This is a genomic window from Agrobacterium sp. RC10-4-1, from assembly GCF_014138475.1.
Taxonomy (GTDB): domain Bacteria; phylum Pseudomonadota; class Alphaproteobacteria; order Rhizobiales; family Rhizobiaceae; genus Agrobacterium; species Agrobacterium pusense.
This window is the reverse complement of record NZ_JACJIT010000001.1, coordinates 1-22,141: the sequence shown is the minus strand read 5'-3', so window position 1 is coordinate 22,141 and position 22,141 is coordinate 1. Positions and strand designations below refer to the sequence as shown.

At 57.8% G+C, this 22,141-nt stretch carries 21 protein-coding genes and 1 pseudogene; 5 read left to right on the top strand and 17 right to left on the bottom strand.

The annotated features are described in order from the left end of the window. Window positions 1–3 precede the first annotated feature (3 nt). A complete protein-coding gene (locus FHW77_RS00110) occupies window positions 4–1,251 on the top strand; it encodes a glucarate dehydratase family protein (RefSeq protein WP_006697911.1) in 1,248 nt (415 codons plus the stop codon). 367 nt (window positions 1,252–1,618) lie between these two features. Here FHW77_RS00110 and paoC read toward each other — a convergent pair whose 3' ends face one another. The 10 genes from paoC to FHW77_RS00060 form a co-directional block, all read right to left on the bottom strand. Then, entirely contained in the window at window positions 1,619–3,823 is a 2,205-nt protein-coding gene (gene paoC, locus FHW77_RS00105) for an aldehyde oxidoreductase molybdenum-binding subunit PaoC (protein ID WP_111814430.1), read from the bottom strand. Window positions 3,824–3,828: 5 nt separating this feature from the next. Next, window positions 3,829–4,779: an FAD binding domain-containing protein gene (locus FHW77_RS00100; protein WP_111814403.1), complete on the bottom strand. Its 951-nt coding sequence runs from the start codon at window positions 4,777–4,779 to the stop codon at window positions 3,829–3,831. Beyond that, the gene (gene paoA, locus FHW77_RS00095; protein WP_111814402.1) at window positions 4,776–5,411 is read right to left on the bottom strand and encodes an aldehyde dehydrogenase iron-sulfur subunit PaoA; all 636 of its coding nucleotides are present in this window, start codon (window positions 5,409–5,411) and stop codon (window positions 4,776–4,778) included. The genes FHW77_RS00100 and paoA overlap by 4 nt, the downstream gene beginning before the upstream one ends. Window positions 5,412–6,040: 629 nt before the next feature. Continuing rightward, window positions 6,041–6,910 (bottom strand): D-psicose 3-epimerase, encoded by an 870-nt coding sequence (locus FHW77_RS00090; protein WP_022563244.1) that lies wholly within the window; start codon window positions 6,908–6,910, stop codon window positions 6,041–6,043. A 66-nt stretch (window positions 6,911–6,976) separates the two neighbouring features. After that, window positions 6,977–7,642: a nucleoside triphosphate hydrolase gene (locus FHW77_RS00085; protein WP_111814399.1), complete on the bottom strand. Its 666-nt coding sequence runs from the start codon at window positions 7,640–7,642 to the stop codon at window positions 6,977–6,979. A 26-nt stretch (window positions 7,643–7,668) separates the two neighbouring features. Then, the gene (locus tag FHW77_RS00080) at window positions 7,669–8,517 is read right to left on the bottom strand and encodes a sugar phosphate isomerase/epimerase family protein (protein ID WP_111814397.1); all 849 of its coding nucleotides are present in this window, start codon (window positions 8,515–8,517) and stop codon (window positions 7,669–7,671) included. Window position 8,518: 1 nt separating this feature from the next. Then, on the bottom strand, window positions 8,519–9,514 hold the full coding sequence (locus FHW77_RS00075) for an ABC transporter permease (RefSeq protein ID WP_004446146.1): 996 nt from the start codon (window positions 9,512–9,514) through the stop codon (window positions 8,519–8,521). Next, complete coding sequence (locus tag FHW77_RS00070; protein WP_111814395.1) at window positions 9,514–10,527, bottom strand: ABC transporter permease; 1,014 nt, start codon at window positions 10,525–10,527, stop codon at window positions 9,514–9,516. Before FHW77_RS00070 ends, FHW77_RS00075 begins: the two co-directional genes overlap by 1 nt. Next, window positions 10,520–12,010: a sugar ABC transporter ATP-binding protein gene (locus FHW77_RS00065; RefSeq protein WP_111814393.1), complete on the bottom strand. Its 1,491-nt coding sequence runs from the start codon at window positions 12,008–12,010 to the stop codon at window positions 10,520–10,522. The genes FHW77_RS00070 and FHW77_RS00065 overlap by 8 nt, the downstream gene beginning before the upstream one ends. A 116-nt stretch (window positions 12,011–12,126) precedes the next feature. Continuing rightward, window positions 12,127–13,104, bottom strand: coding sequence for a substrate-binding domain-containing protein (locus FHW77_RS00060; RefSeq protein WP_111814391.1), 978 nt, complete (start codon window positions 13,102–13,104; stop codon window positions 12,127–12,129). 236 nt (window positions 13,105–13,340) lie between these two features. On the opposite strand from FHW77_RS00060, the gene FHW77_RS00055 reads away from it, so the two are divergent. Then, the gene (locus FHW77_RS00055; RefSeq protein WP_006697922.1) at window positions 13,341–14,420 is read left to right on the top strand and encodes a LacI family DNA-binding transcriptional regulator; all 1,080 of its coding nucleotides are present in this window, start codon (window positions 13,341–13,343) and stop codon (window positions 14,418–14,420) included. 267 nt (window positions 14,421–14,687) lie between these two features. Here the strand turns inward: FHW77_RS00055 and FHW77_RS00050 are convergent, their stop codons facing one another. Beyond that, window positions 14,688–15,548 carry a LysR family transcriptional regulator gene (locus tag FHW77_RS00050; RefSeq protein WP_111814389.1) on the bottom strand — a complete coding sequence of 287 codons (861 nt, stop codon included), beginning with the start codon at window positions 15,546–15,548 and terminating at the stop codon, window positions 14,688–14,690. 137 nt (window positions 15,549–15,685) lie between these two features. Between FHW77_RS00050 and FHW77_RS00045 the strand changes: the two genes are divergently transcribed. Next, window positions 15,686–16,789 (top strand): hypothetical protein, encoded by a 1,104-nt coding sequence (locus FHW77_RS00045; protein ID WP_210276958.1) that lies wholly within the window; start codon window positions 15,686–15,688, stop codon window positions 16,787–16,789. A gap of 277 nt (window positions 16,790–17,066) precedes the next feature. On the opposite strand, the gene FHW77_RS00040 is transcribed toward FHW77_RS00045, so the two are convergent. The 5 genes from FHW77_RS00040 to FHW77_RS00020 all read right to left on the bottom strand — a co-directional run bounded on the left by FHW77_RS00040 (window position 17,067) and on the right by FHW77_RS00020 (window position 20,043). Next, window positions 17,067–17,489, bottom strand: a complete 423-nt coding sequence (locus FHW77_RS00040) for a hypothetical protein (RefSeq protein ID WP_082055359.1) — start codon at window positions 17,487–17,489, stop codon at window positions 17,067–17,069. A gap of 223 nt (window positions 17,490–17,712) precedes the next feature. After that, window positions 17,713–18,102, bottom strand: a complete 390-nt coding sequence (locus FHW77_RS00035) for a hypothetical protein (RefSeq protein ID WP_022563254.1) — start codon at window positions 18,100–18,102, stop codon at window positions 17,713–17,715. A gap of 178 nt (window positions 18,103–18,280) precedes the next feature. Continuing rightward, on the bottom strand, window positions 18,281–18,592 hold the full coding sequence (locus FHW77_RS00030; protein WP_022563255.1) for a hypothetical protein: 312 nt from the start codon (window positions 18,590–18,592) through the stop codon (window positions 18,281–18,283). Between the two features lie 257 nt (window positions 18,593–18,849). Beyond that, window positions 18,850–19,479, bottom strand: a complete 630-nt coding sequence (locus FHW77_RS00025) for a hypothetical protein (RefSeq protein ID WP_111814387.1) — start codon at window positions 19,477–19,479, stop codon at window positions 18,850–18,852. Between the two features lie 171 nt (window positions 19,480–19,650). Continuing rightward, on the bottom strand, window positions 19,651–20,043 hold the full coding sequence (locus FHW77_RS00020; protein WP_022563258.1) for a winged helix-turn-helix transcriptional regulator: 393 nt from the start codon (window positions 20,041–20,043) through the stop codon (window positions 19,651–19,653). 81 nt (window positions 20,044–20,124) lie between these two features. Between FHW77_RS00020 and FHW77_RS00015 the strand changes: the two genes are divergently transcribed. Further along, entirely contained in the window at window positions 20,125–20,856 is a 732-nt protein-coding gene (locus FHW77_RS00015) for an SDR family NAD(P)-dependent oxidoreductase (protein ID WP_100911258.1), read from the top strand. A gap of 87 nt (window positions 20,857–20,943) precedes the next feature. Here the strand turns inward: FHW77_RS00015 and FHW77_RS00010 are convergent, their stop codons facing one another. Continuing rightward, the gene (locus FHW77_RS00010; RefSeq protein WP_286086089.1) at window positions 20,944–21,660 is read right to left on the bottom strand and encodes an SDR family NAD(P)-dependent oxidoreductase; all 717 of its coding nucleotides are present in this window, start codon (window positions 21,658–21,660) and stop codon (window positions 20,944–20,946) included. Between the two features lie 37 nt (window positions 21,661–21,697). Between FHW77_RS00010 and FHW77_RS00005 the strand changes: the two are divergent. Continuing rightward, a pseudogene (locus FHW77_RS00005) lies at window positions 21,698–22,141 on the top strand (transposase); the annotation flags it as partial.

Sequence of the window (22,141 nt, the reverse complement as noted above, 5' to 3'; positions counted from 1 at the left end):
CTTATGCGTATTGCCGACATTCAGCTAACGCCGGTTGCCATTCCCGACAAACCATTGCTGAACTGCAAGGGTGTTCACCAGCCTCACGCCCTGAGAACCATCATTGAAGTCACCTGTGATGACGGCACCGTTGGTTTGGGAGAGAGCTACGGGAGTATCAAAGCACTGGACGGTCTAAGACGTGCGGCTCCATCATTGATCGGTCTCGATCCGTTTCACCTTCACGAATTGAAGGCACGGGTCCTTGCCGCTTTGCCAGGTGGTGGTGGCATCAATGCAAAAAGCGCCGTTGCCGACCACAAACTGACGGACGTTGTCGCCTCGGCGTTTGAAGTTCCATGCCTCGATATTCAGGGCAAGCTGCTCGGGCGACCGGTGTGTGACCTGCTTGGTGGTGCGGTTCGCGACAGGGTTCCCTTCAGCGCCTATCTGTTTTTCAAATTCGCCGCTCATATTGGAGAAGAACCGGACGAATGGGGGGAAGTGCTGACGCCAGACCAGATGGTCGGGGAAGCCCGACGGATGGTGGATAAATACGGTTTCCAGTCACTGAAGCTCAAAGGGGGTGTTTTGCATCCCGATCTCGAAATCGAGACGATGCTGAAACTGCGCGAAGCCTTTCCAGATCACCCTTTGCGGATCGACCCCAATGGGGGGTGGACCATCGACACCGCTATCTACATAGCGCGCAAATTGGAAGGCGTTCTGGAGTATCTCGAAGATCCTGTCATCGGTATGGACCAGATGGCACAGGTCGCAGCGGCGACGTCAATTCCGCTCGCCACCAACATGATCGTCCTTGAGTTTGACCAGATTGCTCGAGCCTTCCGAAAGAACGCCGTTCAAATCGTCTTGTCCGATCATCACTATTGGGGCGGTCTTCGTGCTTCAACGCATCTCGGCAAAATCTGCGAGACATTGGGGCTCGGAGTGTCGATGCACTCCAACTCGCATCTCGGGATCACGCTCGCTGCTATGACCCATGTCGCTGCGGCGACACCCAATCTAAGCTATGACTGCGATACGCATTTTCCCTGGACTGGTGTTGATGTGACTGAAGGAGTCCCTTTTGTCTTCGAACGCGGCAGCCTGGAGGTGCCAAAGAATCCAGGATTGGGGATATCGTTAGATCGACACAAACTGTCAATATTCGCTGGTTTGTACGAACAGACGGCCATGAAAGAGCGGGATGACACGGCCTACATGAAGCTCTTTGAACCAGATTACGAACGTCGCGTGCCGCGGTGGTGACCGCCCAAATGTTGAGCGACATCTGATCCGCATGGCGGTTTCCGGACTGTGGCTTTGCACTGCGACCGTTAGCGACACAAGCACGCCATGGAGTACGCCAAGAATTCGAACTGTTGTCTCCGCAATCAGGCGGCGACGTAGGGCGGACCATTGATGACGAGCTCGCGTGTCCTGGCGAATCTACCCACGCGCCTACTGGCAGGAAAACAAGCGTCGTTTTGACCCCACCTTCCCGATCATCTTGTGATTGACGATGTTGAACCTGAACAGAGGGCTTGGGACATATGCCGATTTCAGAGCTTACGCAGCGGCGTACGCCTGTACGCCAAGCGGCTTGAGCATGGCGATTTCCAGGGGCATGGCGCAGTTACGCAACGTCTGGCAGGCCACCAATAAGCTTGTCCAAGGTCATCGGATAGTGTCGCAGGCGGATGCCGGTTGCGCTATGAATCGCGTTCGCTATCGCTGCCGAAACTCCGCATAGTCCGAGTTCGCCAATACCCTTCGCCTTCATTGGCGAGGAAACTGGATCAGTCTCATCCATGAACACGACTTCCTGGTACGGGATGTCCGCGTGAACCGGCACCTCGTAGCCAGCGAGGTCGTGGTTGACGAAAAACCCGCGACGGGTGTCGACGGCAAGTTCCTCTGACAACGCCAGACCGGCGCCCATCGTCATCGCACCAATCACCTGGCTGCGGGCCGTGATCGGATTGAGAATGCGGCCGGCAGCACATACCGCAAGCATCCGGCGAATCCGCGTCTCGCCCGTGGCAACGTCGACGCCCACTTCCACGAAATGCGCACCGAAGGTCGATTGCTGATGACTGTCTGAAAGCTTTTCCCACTCGACCGTGTCTTCGGCGACGAGCCCTTCGGAACCCGCCACTTCGGCCAGCGGAACCGAACGCGAACCGGAACGGACCTGACCATCTTCGAAGACGACGTCCTGTTCGTTGAAGCCGAGCTTCTTGACGATAGCGTCCCGAAGCTTGACACAGGCTGCGTAGACACCTGAGGTCGAGCAGTTCGCGCCGAACTGCCCGCCGGAGCCTGCAGATACGGGAAAGCGAGAATCGCCAAGCTGCACGGCGATCTTATCAATCGGTAGGCCCATCATTTCCGCCGCGGTTTGGGCGATGATCGTGTAGCTCCCGGTGCCTATGTCCGTCATGTCGGTTTCGACGGTGACGACCCCTTCCTTGTCCAGACGGACGCGAGCGCCCGATGGCACCAGAAGGTTGTTGCGGAACGCAGCCGCAACACCGGAACCGATCATCCAGTTGCCTTCGCGACGAGAGCCAGGACGAGCTTGCCCGGGCCAGCCGAACCGTTCTGCTCCGAGCTTGAGACAACCGACAAGATCGCGATGCGAAAACGGACGTTCGGGCTTTTCCGGATCCACTTGTGTGTCGTTGAGGATACGGAACTGCACTGGATCCATTCCGAGCTTTTCGGCCATCTCGTCGATGGCGATCTCGAGCGCCATCAGTCCGGGCGCCTCCCCGGGTGCGCGCATGGCGTTGCCCTCGGGAAGGTGCAGCGTCGCCAGCCGCATCGCCGTCATTCGGTTTTCACCGGCATAGAGAAGCCGCGTCTGCATGGCAGCCGTTTCAAGCTGGCCATCGGGCTGATCGCCCGACCAGCTTTCATGGGCGATTGCCGTTATTTTTCCATCGCGAGCTGCACCAATGCGGATGCGCTGGATCGTTGCTGGACGATGCGTCGTGTTGTTGACGAGGAAAGGCCTCGGCAGCGCCACCTTTACAGGCCGCCTTGCTGCCTTCGCGCCGAACGCGGCCAGAACAGCGTCGGCACGCAGGAACAGCTTACCGCCAAAGCCGCCGCCGATGAACGGCGACATGAGGTGGATTTCCTCCTTGTCGACACCAAGCGTCGTTGCAAGGTCGGACCGCCACCAATCGATCATCTGGCTGGAAGTCCAGACCGTCAGCTCGTCACCATTCCAGGCAGCGATGGAGGCATGCGGCTCCATCATCGAATGTGACTGGTCCGGCGTTGTGTAGGTCTCGTCCAATGTCACCTCGGCGGACTTGAACGCACCTTCGAAATCTCCCACGGCGGTATCGGGCGGGGCGCCGCCCGCATCTTCCGGCTTGACTGCCGAACCCATCGCCTCGGCGAGATCGTAACTACCCTGTTCTTCCGCGTAATCCACCTTTACTAGCGCTGCCGCTGCGCGGGCTTGTTCGAAGGTTTCGGCGACGATCACGGCAATCGCCTGGTGATAGTGCTGGATCTCATCGCCACCGAAAAGTATCGCAGTATTGTACTTGCCCTTCTCAAGTTTGCCGACGTCAAGCGTCGTTACCACGGCAAGCACGCCCGGCGCGCGTTCGGCAGCTTCGATATTCATCGAGATGATGCGGCCCTTGGCGATGGTCGATCCGACAGGGTAACCGTAGGCATAGGCCAGGTTCGGATCATGCCACTCATAGGCGTACATGGCCCGCCCCGTTGTCTTGAGCTCACCGTCGATGCGGTGAACGGGCTGACCGACGATTTTCAGCTGGTCGATCGGATTGGTCGTTGCGGGTGTATCGAACTTCATGGCAATCACCCCCTCGCTTCGGCGATTACAGCGCCGAGTGTGCGCTCCACCAGATCGATCTTGAACTTGTTCTGCTCGGTCGGATGAGCGCCGTTGAGGAGAGCTTTCGCTGCGACCTTCGCTCCCTTTGAGAGTTCGTCATCCGCAGCTTCCACGCGCCACGGCTTATGAGCAATGCCGCCGATTGCTACCCGGCCAGTACCATCAGGCTGAATGACTGCACCCACAGAGACCAGAGCAAACGCGTAGGAAGCGCGGTCGCGGACCTTGCGGTAGATCTGTTTTCCTCCAGTTGGCGGCGGTAGCACCACTGCGGTGATAAACTCACCCTTTTGCAAAACCGTTTCGATCTCAGGGGTATCGCCCGGCAAGCGATGGAAGTCGGCGATTTGGATTGATCGGCGGCTACCATCGACCTTTACCGTCTCGATAACCGCATCGAGTGCGCGCATGGCAACGGCCATGTCACTGGGATGCGTGGCGATACAGCTATCACTCACACCCACCACGGCGTGCTGGCGACTGAAGCCGCCGATGGCGGAACAGCCACTTCCCGGCGAACGCTTGTTGCAGGGCTGTGCGGTGTCGTAGAAATATGGACATCGTGTTCGCTGCAAGAGGTTACCTGCGGTTGTTGCCCTGTTGCGAAGCTGGCCCGAAGCCCCTGCAAGCAAGGCGCGCGACAGGAGCCCATAATCACGTCGAACAATTGGATCGGCGGCAAGGTCGGTATTGCGAACCATCGCTCCTATGCGCAGGCCTCCCTCAGACGTCTTTTCTATTGTATCGAGCCCGAGACCATTCACATCGATCAGATGTGTCGGCGTCTCGATCTCCAGTTTCATCAAATCGAGGAGATTGCTGCCGCCTGCAATGAACTTTGCTTGCGAGTTCGAAAAGGCGGACCTGGTTGCAGCCTCGATAGATGAGGCCTTTTCGTAGGTGAAGGCTTTCATGCTTTTGTCCCCGCAACTTCGACGATAGCCTCGACAATGTTGGAATAGGCGCCGCAGCGACAGATGTTGCCGCTCATCCTCTCGCGAATTTCGCCCTCACTCACCGATGTCTGCGCGTTAAGATCCAGCGTGACATGGCTCGGAATGTTTGCCGCGATCTCCTCAAGCACCGCCACGGAGGAACAGATTTGTCCCGGCGTACAGTAGCCACACTGGAAGCCGTCATACTTGACAAACGCCGCCTGCATCGGGTGCAGATTGCCGGGCTGTCCCAGGCCCTCGATCGTCGTAACGTCGTCACCATCATGCATCACGGCAAGCGAGAGGCACGAGTTGATGCGGCGTCCATCGACCAGTACGGTGCAGGCTCCGCATTGACCGTGATCACAACCCTTCTTGGTTCCGGTCAGGTGAAGGTGTTCGCGCAGTGCGTCGAGAAGAGACGTGCGATTGTCAACTTCGAGGTCTCGGACCTGTCCGTTGACCTTCAACGATACGCTTGACGTGTGTTTCATGATTTCTCCTCCTGACTGGGCTGCCGCTCCCTTGGTGACAGTGGTGGCAGCGACGGTCGCGGCCGAAGATATAAGTAAGTTTCGGCGTGAAAGTTCAAATATGCCGGTGCCTGGCATCGCCAGTTCCACTTCATCGATTGGAGAAATCAAAGGTTTCGCATCAAGGGGCGAGAACGCGGATCATTGAAAACTGACCCGTGAACGAATGAGCAGCAGAAGGAGTTCCCGATAGGCCTTGTTCATAGCGCGAAAGGACCGGCTAGGAGATCGAGGCTCCTTGCCGATTGTGGGGCGGGTCAGGACATCGGTTCTTGACACCAAATCCTGGAAGAGCGGTTTTAGCCGTCGTCCCGATCGAGCCGCATGCTCTTACTTCCTAGGCGGTTCCCGTTAATCTCTGGCAATCGCACTGGCAGATAGAGACCTCTTGTGGAGATCTCGGCCTCATGGGTAATCCTCTTGCATTGCATGCGTCTCCCATGTGCATATAAGGGCGTTTGGAGAGCCACTCACGTCTCAAGTGCCTCCACATTATCAAGCACCCGCCGAAGCAAAGACACCAGTGTGTCCACCTCTTCCCGCGATAATCCCTTGGTCATGTCCCGGATTGCCCTGGCGCAAAAAGCGCGGCCAGCTGGCAACCGCGCAAGTGCCGCCTGCGTCAATGATACCAGACTGGACCGCTTGTCTCGCGGATCGGGCTCACGCTTGATCAAGTCATCCCGCTCCATCCGCGCCATGGGGCATCAGCTGCCAAGGACGAAACGGGAGAATGCCAGGGCATTGCGCGCATCCTCGTCCATTTTCGCGAGATCGGCGCCGCCGCTCAGATCGCGCCACACCTTGATGTCGGAGCCGATCGTGCCGCCGGTCTTGACGAAAGGCTCCATGACCACCGCGCCGGTGTAATTGATATCGCGCAGGGCGAGGCCAATTTCGTGCCAGGGCATCCTGCCCTTGCCCGGTACGCGGCGATTACTTTCTCCGGTATGGAAATGCCCCAGCAACGGGCCAGCCGTGCGGATGGCCTCGCCAAAGCTGTCTTCCTCGATATTCATGTGGAACGTATCCAGCATGACTTTCACGTTGTTCTTGCCGACATCCTTGACGAAAGCGACGCCTTCGGCAGCCGTATTGAGCACGTGGTTTTCAAAGCGGTTGAGGACTTCGATGCAAAGGTTGATGCCGAGGTCATTGGCGAAATCGGCAATGCCGTGAATACCTTCCACGCCGCGCGCATAATCGCCTGCCTTGTCGACCGGCTGCGAGTAGTCGATCGGCCAGTAGGAGTGCAGCGCGCCGCCAATCGTATGGATGTCGAGCTTGGCGACATTGGTAAGGGTGCGTTCAAAGAACGCCTTGCCGGCTGCGCGAACCGCGGCATCCTCTGACGACAGGTTTTTCGTTTTCGAAGGGCCGATACCGGCAGTGAGTATGATGCCGTTATCCTTCGCGCTCTGCCTGATGACGGCGAGTTCGGCGTCACTGTATTCATTGATGTGATGGGCGGCGACTTCGATGATATCGAAGCCGAGCTTGGCAACCTTCTCGATATAGGGGCCGAACTTGGCGCTCCACTCATGTTCCCAGTAAGAGTAATAGATGCCGTGTTTCATGGGGGTCTCTTTCGCTTTTCTATTTTGCTTGACTTTGGGTGGGGAGGCGCAGCCCTTCAGGCCGTTTCACGACGCGGGAGTGCTTCCCGGATTTCCGATGCGAAGGTCCGGCTCCGTGCTTGTGGATGTGATGAAGCGGCCATTGGGGAGATCGTTTTCCTCCACCTTCCGGTTGATCTCCCCCTCGCCGAGACCGAAGCTCCGCCAGCGATCCCGCAGCCGCGCACGCAGATCGTCCTCGTCGACATCAACGAAGACAGTGAGATCGAAGATCGGTTTTAGACGATCCCATGGCGACTGGCTGGTGAGGAGATAATTGCCCTCACAGACGATGATATCGACGGATTGCGGGATCAGACGGCCGCCGGCGCGGGCGATCTCGATGGCGCGGTCAAAGACGGGGACGGCAACGACGTCGTCCTGATTGGCTTTCAGGCGCTCAAGCATATGGCGCAGGCCGTGAGCATCGAACGTATCGATGGCGCCCTTGAAGGGCCGGCGGTTCATCTCCTCAAGCACCGCATCATCATAATGAAAGCCATCCATCGGGAACAGTGCGGCGGACACGCCTTCGCCCGCGTTCAACGCATCGACCACACGCTCGGCGATGGTTGATTTTCCCGATCCGGGGGCACCGGCAATCGCAACCATCACACGCCGGGCCTTTGACCCTTCCAGTCGCTGGAGAGCAAGGCCCACAATCTCGCGGGCATTATCGTCAATAGTGTTCAAGGTGCTTGCCCCGATAATGAGTGCTTTCAGAAAATGCGGTACTGGTTTGCCTTGTCGCGCAGGAATGGCAGTCCCTTGTCGAGAACCTCATCGGCGCTGGGCGCAACCGGGCGCCAGGTTGAAATCGCGCCCGCCATCTCCTTGGGCATCGCGGCGAAGCTTTCGAGCGTCAGCACGCCCTTGAAGCCGATGGCTGCGAGCGCTGAGAACACTTCGTCCCACGCAACGTTGCCGCAGCCCGGCGTGCCGCGGTCGCTTTCCGACATATGCATGTATTTCAGATGGTTGCGGGCGGCGATGATGCCATTGGCAATGCCCTTTTCCTCCATATTCATATGGAACGTATCGAGATGGATGAAGACGTTGTCCGCACCGATGCGCTCCACCAGCGCCACCGCCTGTTCGGCGGAGTTGAGCAGATGGTTCTCGTAGCGGTTGACCGTCTCGATGCCGAATTGCAGGCCGAGTGTTTTTGCGTGGCCGGCAGCCCTGGAGAGCGCCCTTGTCAGGTTGTCATATTCACCCTGTGTCGGCGGAAATCCGGTTCGCTCATTGGTGCCGCCATAGGTAACACCCGTCAGCGCTTCCGCGCCCATTTCTGCGGCCTTGTCGAGCGCGGCATTCAGATGGTCGATTGCCGCATCCGGACGCACGGACGCCCATGCGGGCTGCGGCAGCACCAGCGAGCAGACGGCGCGCAATCCGTATTTCTCCAGCAGCGTGCGCGTGTGTTTTGCATCGACGGAGGGGATATCGATAAGCGGAATCTCGATGAAATCCTGACCGTAATCCGCAGCAGCGGCGATGGACCGTCTGGCGTTTTCGTGGTCCCATTTGAGAGACCACATCATTGCGTGAACACCGAAGCCTTTCACGTCATACCTTCTTTCTGAGAGATGCGAAGTAGCTTGAAAACAGGCCGCGCGCCGCCATGACAACAATCATCAGGACACCCCAAAGGGCCGTTGCGAGATGCTGGTTGGCGCCAAGAAGATTAAGGCCGGAGGACAGGAGCTGCAGGACGATGAGCGCGACAAAAACGGGAAGCACACGACCGAAACCGCCAAAGGGATTGATGCCGCCGAGAAAGGCCGCGAGCACCGTGATCAGCAGATAGGACTCCCCGTGGCCGACACGGACGGAATTGAAACGGGCAAGCATGATGATGCCGGCGACCGCACACATCAGACCCGAGAGCGTGTAGACGAGCACCTGGATCTTGCGCGTGTTGAGGCCGGAATAACGCGCGGCTTCGATATTCGAGCCGATCATCAACAGCCCGAAGCCGAGCTTCGTGCGCGTCAGCAGCACATGCCAGAGCGCCACGCAGACGATGAAAATCAGAAGCGGGATCGGCAGACCGAGAAGCGTGCCATGGCCAAGCGGCGCCATGTAGGCGGGAAACCCTGACACATCACCGCCGCGCGTCAGAAATTCGCCGAGGCCGCGCAGGAAAATCATCATCGACAGCGTCACCAGAATGGGATGCGCGCGGGTATAAGCGATCGCCGCACCCGTCATGGCACCGGCAGCCCCGCCGGTGACAAATGCAGCAAGGCAGGCGAAGAGGAAGGCGCTCGGCGGTGCATCTACGCCGCCATGGGCCTGGAGTACCCAGGCTGCGGCAAGTCCTGAGAGATTGGCCGCGAAGGTGACGGACAGATTGATCCCGCCCGTCAGCAGTGGCAGCAGCATCGCCAGCGTGAGAAGGCCGAGTTCCGGCAGCTGGAAGGCCACCGAACCGAATGTCGCAAGCGAGAGGAAGTTATTCGCGAACGTTCCGAAGATGAGCATGACTGCGATGAAGGCAATCACCGGTCCAGCCATATCGGCACCGAAAATGGCGTTGAATTTCCTGACAAGGCTGCTCATCACTGGGCGCCCCCCTTTTTCGTACACGTGCGAAGCGCACTCGGCAAAAGCTTGTCGAACCGGGTGGAAGAGAGGGTGATCGCGATCAGAATGATGGCACCGACGATCATCTTGAAGGCAAAGGGTGACACGCCCATCAGGTTAAGACCGTTCTGGGTGATCGACACCATGAGAACGCCGAGCACGCAGCCGATGACAGAGCCTTTGCCGCCGCCAAGCCGCGCACCGCCGAGGACCGTTGCTGCAAGTACATCCAGCTCGCGGCCATAAAGCGCGTTGGGCACCACTTCCTGCGCATAATGCGCCTGCATGAGACCCGCAATGCCCGCCATCAGGCCGAGCCAGCCGAAGGAAATGTAATGCATCGCGCCGATATTGATGCCGAAGCGGCGAGCACCTTCCGGGTTGTCGCCGAAGGCGTAAAGTTTGCGCCCAACAGTGGTGCGCGAAATCATGAACCAGGTTGCAATACAGCAGAGGATCATGACCACGACCGGCAGCGTCAGCTCTACCCATGAACCATCAGGCATTTCATGTTCGTAAAATACCACACGCGTCGACAGCCATTCCGGCAGGTCGTAGATCGACACACCCTTGGTGAAGAACATCAGCAACCCGAAGAAGATGTTGAAGGTGGAGATCGTCGCGACGATTGAAATGATGTTGAGCCGCCAGACGAGGAAAGCGTTGACGAAACCGAGACTAAGGCCAACCGCGCCGGCAATGATGAAACCTTCCGCCCAGTTGCCGCCGCCGAGCGCATTGAGCGCCAGCACCGTCACATATTGAACGACGGAAGCGGCGACCGCGAAGGAAATGTCGATACCGCCCGAGATCAGCACCACGAGCAGGCCGACCGCAAAGATGATGTTGACCGCAGAGACATTCAGTACATCGAAGGCGTTTGGGATGGTGAGGAACCGGTCGGTGGCGAAGGACAGTCCCGAGCAAAGCAGCACCATGACCACAAGCAGCGTAAATTCGGTCGTATGTCCGAGGATGAGCCTACGCATAGATGGCGGCCTCCAGTTCGCTCAGCGACAGTCGTCGCGGATCATAGGTGGCGTGGAACCGGCCTTCGACCATGTGGATGACCCTGTCTGTATTGAAATAAACTTCCGGCGGCTCGTCGGAGATCACGATGATCGAGAGACCTTCTGCGGCGAGCTTGCGGACGATTTCGAAGATGCCGGCGCGCGCGCCGACATCGACCCCCACGGTCGGCGCGTCGAGAATGAGGATTTTCGGCCCGATCGCCAGCCACTTGGCGATCGCCACACGCTGCTGGTTGCCGCCCGAAAGCGTTCGGATCGGGTCTTCGGGCAGGCCGATCTTCACCCCGAGCGCAGAAATCCAGCGGGAAACGACATCCGCCTTTTTCGACGGTGAGATCAGGCCGCCGCGCAGCAGCCGGTCGAGCGAGGCCATGACCAGATTGTCGGCAATGGATTGCGGCTGGTTGAGACCAAGCGCAAGCCGGTCCTCGGAAAGATAGGCTACGCCCGCCCGGATCGCATCGCGGTTGGAACGGAAATCAACCTTCTCACCGTCAATCAGTACTTCACCCGATTGCGGCCGATGCATGCCGAACAGTGTCAAAGCCAGTTCCGTGCGGCCGGCTCCCAGTAGGCCGGTTATGCCAAGCGTTTCGCCCCGCCGCAGATCGAACGAAACATCCTCGAACTCGCCGGCACGGCTCAGCCCGCGCACCGAGAGAACGACGGGTTTGTCATCGCGATCGGCGGCAATGACGGCACTGTCGAAATTGCGGCCGGTCATCAGCTCGGTCACCCGTGACTGGGTCATGCCTTCAACGGGAAAGACACCGACAAGCGAGCCATCCCGCAAAACGGTTATGCGGTCTGAAATCTCAAGCACTTCCGCAAGGCGGTGCGAGACGAAGACAACCGCGACACCCGAGGCCGACAGGTTGCGGACGATGTCGATCAGGTAATCCGTTTCCGACTGCGTGAGCGACGCGGTCGGTTCGTCCATGAAAACGAGCCGTGCCTCACCGACCAGCGCGCGGGCAATCGCCACGATCTGACGCTGAGCGATGGGCAGTTCCTTGAGCGGCCTGTCGAGATCGATCTCGACACCGAGCCGGGCCAACGCCTTTTCGGCAGCCTGCTCGATGGCGCGCTTGTCGACCAGCCCGTATTTTGCATTCACCGCGTACTGGAAGCCGATATTTTCAGCCACCGTCATTTCATCGAACAGCGCCAGATCCTGCCAGATCACCTGAATGCCAAGCGATTGCGCAAGCGTTGGGGTCATTGCGGCGATCGGCTTGCCGTCGAAATGGAGTTCAGCATCACTTTGGGGCGTGTAAACGCCCGTTATGACCTTGATCAGCGTGCTCTTGCCGCAGCCGTTTTCGCCGGCAAGGCAATGCACTTCACCCGGATTGACCTCGAAAGAAACACCCTTCAGCGCGCGAACACCGCCGAAGGTGACTTTGACATTTTTGAGGGACAGGAGCGGTTCTGCGCTCATGATAACGTAAATCTCCTTCGCCGCGGCAGCATTGCAGACGTGGCGCTCGGCATGTTTTCCAGATGAGGCGTCGCGCGAGTATGACACCTCGCGCGACGCCCTGGCCTTGGGGAGGATCAGAGGCCCATGGAAACGAGCTTGTCGATGCTTTCCTTGTCGATCTTCAGAAGCTGGTCGACGACGATGGTGTTGCCCTCGGGATTGATGGTGCCGAGACCTTCGATATTGTCGCCGGCCTTGGGTGTCTCACCCTTGGCGATGCGATCCGCGAGCGTGATGAAGACCTCACCGGCCTGCTTCGGGTTCCACATGAAGCCTCCCGTCAGCGCCCCCGTCTTGATGAGCTTGGCGCCCTGTCCCGGCGAGAACGGGCCGATGACGAAGACCTTGCCATCCTTGCGCCGCTCTTCAACTGCACGCCCGGCTCCGATCGGTCCCTGCGAGCCGAAGGCCAGAAAGCCCTTGAGGTCGGCATTGGCGGACATCAGGTCCAGCGCGGTTGAACGGCTCTTGTCGAGGTCCTCAGCAACGCCGTAGCGATCACCGACCAGCTTCATGTCAGGGTAGTTCGCCTTAATATAGGCGATGGCGGCATCGGCCCAGGCATTGTGAAGCGGAACGGTGAGAGAACCGACGAAGACGGCATAGGAGCCCTTGCCGCCCATCTTCTCCGCCAGCAGCTTGCCATGCGCTTCACCGAAACCCTTGGCGGAGGCGAGTTCGAAATCCCAGTCGGCACCGAGCTGCTTCGGGGATTCATGGGTAATGACCTTGATACCGGCGGCCTGGGCTTTTTTCAGCACTGGCTCCAGCACCTTTGCATCATTGGGCACGACGCCGATGAAATCGACCTTCTGGGCGATCAGGTCCTCGATGGCGCGGACCTGCAGGGCGGGATCGGCGCTCGTCGGGCCGACCATGAAACCGTCAACGCCGAGCTTCTTGCTCTGCTCCTTGATCCCGGCCTCCATGGCGTTGAACCACGGAATGCCGCCGATCTTGACGACGACGCCCACCTTCGGCCCTTCGGCAAAGGCTGCGGACGAGAGCAGCGCGAGCGACAGACCAACCGCTGCAGCAATAATTTTCTTCATGATGTTCCTCCTCAAAAACAGGCAAACGAAACCCGCCGCAGCCATTTTTCATCTGGCGCGCTCAAAATTTCTCATCTCGCTTATTCGAGACTCTCCCTTGCCACTCCCACAGCAACCATCTTGCACAATCGATATTGCCAACTTGCACAATCGATGGTGCAATAACCATATCATGAAGCTCCCTTCCGTCAAGGGGACGCCTACTCTAATAATTAGAATCAGTTGGGGAGATCACAATGACGGGCATGAGTTCCAAGAAGGCCACTATATACGACTTGTCGCTATTGTCCGGCGCATCAGCGTCGACGGTCAGCGCCGTCCTGAATGGATCATGGCGAAAAAGGCGGATTTCCGAGGAAACGGCCAACAAAATTCTATCGCTCGCCAAGACGCACCGCTACACCGCCAACCTGCAGGCGAGAGGTTTGAGGAGCTCGAAATCCGGACTCATTGGCCTACTGGTCCCGATTTATGACAACCGGTTCTTTTCCTCGATGGCACAAACATTCGAGGGACAGGCACGCAAGCGCGGCCTTTCGCCGATGGTTGTATCGGGGCGGCGCGATCCTGAAGAAGAACGCCGCACGGTGGAGACACTGATCGCCTATTCGATCGATGCACTCTTCATTGCGGGCGCGACCGATCCCGACGGCGTGCACCAGGTCTGCGCCCGCGCAGCACTGCCGCATGTCAATATTGACCTTCCCGGCAAATTTGTACCCTCGGTCATTTCCGACAACAGACATGGTGCGGAAATATTGACATCGGCAATCCTTGCCCATGCGGAAAAACACGGACCTCTCGGCCCTGACGACGTCATCCTGTTCGGCGGTCATGACGACCACGCCAGCCGCGCCCGTATAGATGGCTTCCACGCCACCAAGGCCGCCTATTTCGGGGTCGATAACGGGGACGATATCGAAATCACCGGCTATTCACCACGCATGACGGAACTCGCTTTCGAACGTTTCTTTGAACGCAAAGGCCGCCTGCCCCGCTGCTTCTTCGTCAATTCATCGATCAATTTCGAAGGATTGCTGCGCTTCATGGGGCGCCATGACGGCGAGGCGTTTGGCGATATCGTTGTCGGCTGTTTTGACTACGACCCCTTCGCATCGTTCCTTCCGTTCCCGGTCTACATGATCAAGCCCGATATAGCGCAAATGCTCAACAAGGGGTTCGAACTTCTGGCAGAGAACCGGACCGAACCCGAAGTCACCATTATCGAACCGACGCTCATTTCGCCGCGAACCGCTCTCGAAGGTCCGCTCGACGACATATGGGACCCCCTGGCATTGCGCCGCATGGCGCGATGAACATACGAAATGCCACTTGACCTCAACGGTCGGCGCGTCGCGATAGATTTCAATCGGCTGGAGCACTGGAGCGCCATGGCTGACGAATGCACCTTCGGCGACCGCCTGGTGATCGGCGCAAGATGGACGTCGAGGCTGTTTTCATCCACGAGTATCTCCTTTCGCCCCGCAGATCAGTCGGCAACCTGTCGTAAACTCGACAAGATGACCGCCGCTTTCGCATACGGAATCCGACCTGCCGAAAGCCCGACGAAACCGCAATTCGCTTCAGCTGTTACTCAAATCGCTGATTGCCATTTTGATCGTCTCGATACCCCGCTGCGCCTGGCGAGAGCCGACCTGCGACAAGAGCATAATATCGCGAGTCGGCAGCCGCGGAAGGCCGAAAGTATCGCCAAGGTCGAGCAAACCGTTTTCTGTCACATTGATCGATAGCGCGCCGACGCCAAATCCCGCCAGGATCGCCGCGCGGAGGTTAGTGGCTGACGTAGCGATGAAGGCTTCGCGCCATTGCACGTTCGCATCGCCCAACGAGTTAATGACCATATTTCGCATACTGCATCCTTCGGGATAGATGACGATCGGAATTTCTTCGCGCGTCCCGCTCTCGAAATCCGGCGCCCCGAACCAGCCGAAACGGGCAACGCCGATCTTCTCTCCATGCCGTCTCCCTGACGCGTGCTTCATCAAAATAATTGCGTCCATTTCGCCCTGCTCATAGCGGGCGAGAAGGGCCTGCGATCCGTCCACAGTGAGATTGACAATCAGGCCGGGATTCTCGCGAGCGATAGATGCTAAAACCTGTGAGACGTCGAGGCCCACCAAATGGTGGCTTATTCCTATGCTCAATTGTGGTCGATGCGTTTCGAACACTCCCATCGCCCGGTCATGCGCGCTCAGAAAGTCTCGCGCCGGCTGTATAAAAGCCTGCCCTGGCGAGGAAAGTTTCAGGCTCCGTGTCGATCGCTCGACAAGCAGGACCCCCAATTGTTCTTCCAACCGACGCAAACGCATGCTGACGGCCGATTGAGTGGTGTTAAGCGCGTGCGCCGCCTTGGTAAAACTCTTGTGTTCGCTCACCAAAATGAAGGTCAGCACCGCCTCGGGATCCAACATTAGTAATGCCATTTATTCCAGATCGTGATCACTGAAATCTATTCCAACCTGCTTCTAAAGGCCATCCCAGACTGCAAAAACGGCGTATCCAATTCACAAAACAACAGGGCCGGACGCCTCTCGCGCTAAGGTCCAGCGGAGCTTGAAAAGTGGCTGAAATTGCCGAACCTGAAATCGGGGCCTCCCGTGGCCGATTGACGTATGATTTTAATCTAATCAGCATCCGTATCGTGACGGCCGTCACGCTCTTTGCCGTTTTGGGCGAAGCTAATATCTGGCTCGATGCTACCACGAATACCGTGCTGGCCCTCGGCTATCGCTTTGGCCTCGTTTTGCTGCCAGTGACAATTCATCTGTTTGGTGGCCGGTCCTTGCTCGTCTCGCTTGCCGCCATGGCGGCAGGCGCCGGCTTGCTGTCTCTTAATGGCAGCCTGATACAATCGCTTTCTGCGGCATGCCTCTTTTCCTATGGCGCGGCAAACAGTGGCTATCTGATCAAGAACGTCGCGGCGCAATCCAAACGCGGCTCGGCCAATAACCGCATCGCCATGAATGTCGGTGCGTTCACGGCGGGACTTGTGATCATGCTGCCATTTCTTAGGCAGGACGTGTTTTTCTGGGGCGCCGCCGCGCTGATCGCGGGTTGCGCGCTTGTCGCAATGCCTCGACGCTTCGATACAACCCTCATTCACGTCAAAATATTCCAGGGGCAATCAGCCGGTGCCATCGTCGCGTGGATATCTGTCGGCACAGCAATGGGAATGATGCTTTTTGGTGTTTTTTCGGTGCTACCACAGACAATTTTGAAATCGGGGCAGTCGCTTCCTGCCTGGTATGGTCTGATGATCATCCTCAACAGTGCGGTGGTGGTCCTTGGCCAGATACCGACGTTAAAATTCATCGAGATGACCGGCCGCTTCCGACTGTTGGTGATCTTTGCCTTTATCTTCTCCGGCTTTCTTCTTCTGGCTTTTCCGGGTGCATTCCACGTGCATACATTCACCGGCGCTGTGGTCTGGGTGTTCCTGATTTCGCTGGCAGAATGTACCTTTGGTCATATCGACTACTATTCTGTCCGGCAGAAAACCATGTTCATCAAGGAGATCTGCATAGGCATCGGTGCGGCGTTGACTGTCGGGCTCATGCGCTGGGTATCGTTTTCGTTCAGCGCCATACTCGTCGCTGTGATCGGCATTCTCTTGACCCTGACATGGTGGCTCCTGATGCGGCGCGAGTTGCGCGCGTTCGACTAGAGGGATGCATATGCATCTGAACCGCAGAAGGAACGTCGAATGAAATTGGCTACATAATGATCTATTTCGCGGACGAGCCGGTCACGATCGAAATTTATGGAGACGCTTCCAACGATCCGTCTGGCAATTCGATATCGGTTTCCAGTCGCGCTTTCCGATTGATGGATTGATCGATAGAGGCCCGAGCTAATCTTGCCTGCCCTTCAGCCGCGTTGACGGTCACGTTCCCAAGCCCTGATTCGCAGGCGACCGCGCGCGGCGGGCAGAATTTGATGTTTCAAGTGGCTTTTTCGAATACATCTGCCTCACTCTGGGTCGTGAAGGTGAACGTGACCAGTTCGCTGTCATCGTCCTGCCGGAGACCCATGGCAGTTACAATCAAACGCGCGATCTCGTCCTGTGCTTCACTTCCCGAGCGGTACGACCCCACCGCCTTCTCGATGGCGGGGCCGAATACCTCGCTGATTACACCGAGGCGCATATTGTATTTCATGATGATATCGCGGTCCTCGATGATCGCTGCCTGTTCGGCCTTTGGGATGCCGGCGTTCTCCATTGCGGTTATCGTTGCGTTCGTCGCGAGCTTGATCGGACCTTCTTCCAGCCAGCGATCAACCATCTGATGGAACTGGCGCATCCGCTCGGCAGGAATTGTTCTCTGTACAGTGATCGACATCCGGATTCCTTTGTCAGCTCTCATGCGAATACACTCTTTGCTTCGCTCCAGCTGCGACGCGAGGCGCTACCCTGATAGTCAAAACACACCGGGAATTCCAGATGGAGTCCACGCAGAACCGGTTCGTCAGACGGTCGCATCCGTGAAGCAATCCAGGAGCGTGAGGGTGCCTCGCTCTACAAGGAAAACTTCAGGCCTATCTTCCTACCGCACTCCCACGAGGAAGCTGCGCGAGCTGTTCCTAAACTCAAGACCTGCGTTGATCGTCCTTGAATGCGCCATGGTCTTCGAAGACCCCAATGGCTCCACGCTGTTGCAAGACGTACTGACTTTCAGCAAGTATTTCGCGATACCTCTGGACCTTTGCGGCGCCCATCCTGCGCAAATCGACCCTTGATGGAGGTGCTGACTGGACTGGAAAAACGGCTTCGTTTTCCAGAAGGTCCAGCAGAAGATTACGCATGACCGCGTTTTCCTCTCGCAGCTCCGCCAGTTCGATAACCTTTCCGCTCGATTCAAACCGCCTTGCGATCGCTTTGTCGATTTCGCGTTCGACAAGGAGAGCCTTGGCGGCGAAATACCGACAGGCAAAGAATGTTACCGCGAGCGCGCACAACGCGAAAATAACGTAGATCATTCCGACCTCCAGGTTACCCCTGAAATCGATACTCTGCCGCCGGTTTTCAATACGGATTCGGGCCACTCGACTGAAAAATCACATGCTCCTGAAACCCGCAACTTGTGAATTGCGAAGACGGCCTCACTCCGAGATTGCAACCCTCGGGCGCTCCGCCGTCAGACGCTTCGTAATCTCGTCACCATGAAAGGTAGGTCGCTTTTCTCACAGGATATGCGAAAGGCTCACCATTCTCAAAAACGAAACCCTTGCGATACATGCAACTGCGCACGTGGGCGGAGCCATAGGCACCTGCATAGAAACCCACGTCGCCATATGATGGGTAACGTTCGAAACTGCATCTGTCGAGGGCTGCCTGATAGGCCATCTCCAGTACATGGTTACCCGTCACCGGAACGGTACCGTAAAGATGCAATTGGGTCCGCGCTTCCGCCGCTGCCGCCGTAAAGGTAACGCTTAGAACCACGCTTAAAGCCAGCTTGAGTCTCATGACGCGCCTCCAAAGAAATTATTGTGCGAGCAACGGGGATTTTGCCCTGTTTGTTCCCTCAATCAGAAGTTTCTCCCACATTGTGGTGGGGCGGCTTCCATTATGTCCCGGCCGGAACTCTATGCCACCTTCCATTCCGCGAAGGTCGACCCAGGCCCGCGGCCACGATTGATGCTGCTGATAACAACAGAACGTTCCGTAACGCTGGAGGGACAGCCTCTCGAAATCGCTGGAGGCACCATGTTTGGTGCGATTGCCTAGCGAAGGAACCCATCCCGATCGAACTCTCCCCATCCACGAAGGTCGGCCGCACCTTCCTCGACCTTTTGACCCGCCTTTTCTCCCGGCTTCATCTTCTTTTTGAGCGATCGAGCCAGCCGCCTCTGATAGGCCGCTTTCTGTCGTTTTTCTGCCTTCGCCTCGGCGTCCTCCACCCGCCACTCTTCCACGAGCCCGCGATCGAGAAGGTCCTCGACCACCTTCGGATCGAAGACATGGAAGGTGATGCGCCGGGCACGGCCGTTCAGCCGCACGGTTCTCGTCCCGGCGCTCTTGAGACGCCCATCCGCGAGCCAGCGATGTCGCTCGCTCGTCTTGATGGCGAGGATGTCCTGTATCTCGCGCGGGATCACCGGAAGAGTTTCGGCTTCCATCATCACGCCGGCCACGGTCCTCGCAGCGGCGTCGAAGGCGTTTTTGTCGCGGGCTGGCATCGCGAGCGTGATCTCGTTGCCCTCCAGGCTGATCGCTTTCTTCAAAGCCGCAGGCAGTCGGGCCTGCATTTCCTGCAGAATGCCTTTCGCTCGCACGGACGATCCCAGCGTCATCGCAGGCGACAACATCCACGTCCTGATCAGTTCGATATCGCTCTTCTCGAGTTTCCGCATCTCTCCTAGATAGTGCCGATCTCCTTTCGTTCAACGAAGTGAACTGTTCGGCGACCGCAGATCCGAACCAGCCTACGATTATCGGAAACGTCCTGCTTAGCCGGGGTATGGCTCTCCGGTTTAAAACGACGAGCCTTCCGGCCAGTAGGTGCTCAAGCGGCCATCGCGATATCAGCGATGATTTGCCCTGTTGTCATAAAGCAGCGCAGCGGCCTCGACCTTATCGCCATTAGCTACTGCCCATGAGCACAGGGCCTCAAACGGTTGCCGCAGAGAATGGCCCAGCGGGGTGATCGCGTATTCTACACCCACCGGCTGGGTCGGCAGGACGGTCCTCGTCACAAGACCGTTCCGCTCAAGCCTCTTTAGAGCATCGGCCAAGGCCTTGTGGGTGATACCGTCGAGACGGCGCTTGATCTCGTTGAAGCGCGAGGGCCTGGGACAAATCACCGTCAGGATCAGGATTGTCCATTTGTCCGCGATCTTGTCGAGCACGGGGCGAACCTGCGCCATGTCTCTAAGGGCGCACTGAGAAAGTGCTTCAAGGTCAGTATACTCGTCCATATCTAGGCTACTTAAGGTGCGTAATTGATACCAGATATCTAATGTATATCATGCAGCGACCATCAATTGAAAGGACTTACGATGGCTCGGATGAGTAACAAGGTTGCCCTGATTGTCGGGGGCGCCAAGGGTATCGGCTTGGCAATTGCAGAGCGGCTTTCGGCCGAAGGAGCGATGGTTTTCATCACCAGTCGCCGAAGTGAAGATGCCGAAAAGGTGGCAACTGCCATCGGTCATGGTGCGGTCGGCATTGTCGCCGATGCCGCGCTCCCCGAAGATATGCGGGAGGCGGTCGAAAAAGTGAGAAGGGAACACGGCCGTATCGACGCGCTGGTCTTGAACGCCGGTCTTTCCGAGCCCGCCCAGATCACGGAGATAACGCCTGAACACTTTGACCGCCACTTCGACGTTAACGTTCGAGGAATGGTCTTCGGCTTCCAGGCGGCTCTGCCGGCGATGAGGGACGGCGGCTCAGTCGTCCTCGTCGGATCAATTGCAGACAGCGGCGGCTATGCTTCCTATGGCACATATGCTGCGACCAAGGCAGCCGTGCGTTCCTATGCACGAACCTGGACTGCAGAACTGGCATCCAAGGGTATACGCGTTAACGTCGTCGCACCGGGCCCAACCGATACGGAAATGATGGCTGCGGTTCAGCCAGACATGCGCGCGGCCATTGTCGCTCCGATCCCGATGGGACGGATGGCGCGCCCCGCCGAAGTGGCTGCAGCTGCCTTGTTCCTGTTAAGCGATGAGGCGAGTTACATCGCCGGTGCCGAACTGTGCGTCGATGGCGGCTTGCGGCAGGTCTGAGCCAGAATTCGAAACGCCGTGCCCGATCTGGAATGACCGGGTACAGCAAACGCTCGACAGAGAAGCGACGGATCGCAATTTCGCTGATTACAGGCCCGCCTCAGCCATCCATAGCGCTGCGTCTGCACCTGCCGGTATGCGCAGTGGCGCAGACGGATCGGTGGCAGCCTTCCAGATCGCTTCCGCGACATCGCGCGCGTGGGTCACAGGGCCCTTGTCGTCCTGAACATTCCTGACGAACTGCTGCAAAAGAGGCGCATAGTCCGCATCGTCCATGCCGCGCAGGTGTGGGCGGGCACTGGCGCCGAAACTCGTTTCCGGCGAACGTCCGGGCAAAACGATGTGGACGCGAACGCCGAAAGGCTCCATTTCAATCGCAAGGGACTCGCTGAGCGCATTCACTGCGGCCTTGCTGGCGCGATAAACCCCGATGACCGGTAGCGGTTTCAGTGTGACCGAGGACGTAACGTTGATAATGACGCCAGCCCGGCGACGACGCATTTGCGGGCCGAGGGCCTGGATCATCGCCAGAGTGCCTATCGTGTTCGTCTGAAATAGTGCCTGTGCGGTCTGGGATGCAGTCAGTTCGACAGGAGATGGTGCTCCGAACCCGGCGTTATTGACGAGCACATCGATTTGACCCGTTGCCTTCACAAGCTGTGAGATGCTGTCCGGGACGGTGACATCGAGTGCTACAACACGCAGACGCCCGGACGCAGGGAGTAAGCTCTCGTCGGGCGTTCTCATCGTGGCGATCACGTCCCAGCCTTTTTCAAGTGACCTTGCCCCGTTGAAATAATCCATTTTGAAGTAAGGTCTGGCCCAATGAGAGGACCAGGGAATGAAGCGCAATCGTTTTACAGAAGAACAGATCATCGGCATTCTGAAGGAGCACGAGGTTGGCACGCCGGTCTCGGAGCTTTGCCGCAAGCACAGCGTCAGCGATGCCAGCATCTATAAGTGGAAAGCCAAGTTCGGCGGCATGGACGTATCCGAAGCCAAGCGCTTGAAGACGCTGGAAGACGAGAACACGAAGCTGAAACGGCTCCTGGCAGATGCGATGCTGGACAATGCGGCTTTGAAAGACCTTTTGGGAAAGAAGTGGTGACGCCCGCAGCAAGGCGAAAAGCTGTCGCTCATCTGATGGATCACCACCAGATGAGCGAACGGCGGGCGTGTAAAGCCATCGGCTTTTGCCGGATGACGATCCGTTACGAAACCAGGCGCAGCGATGACTATGACCTTCGTGAGCGGATGAAGGCGCTGGCGCATGAACGTCGCCGCT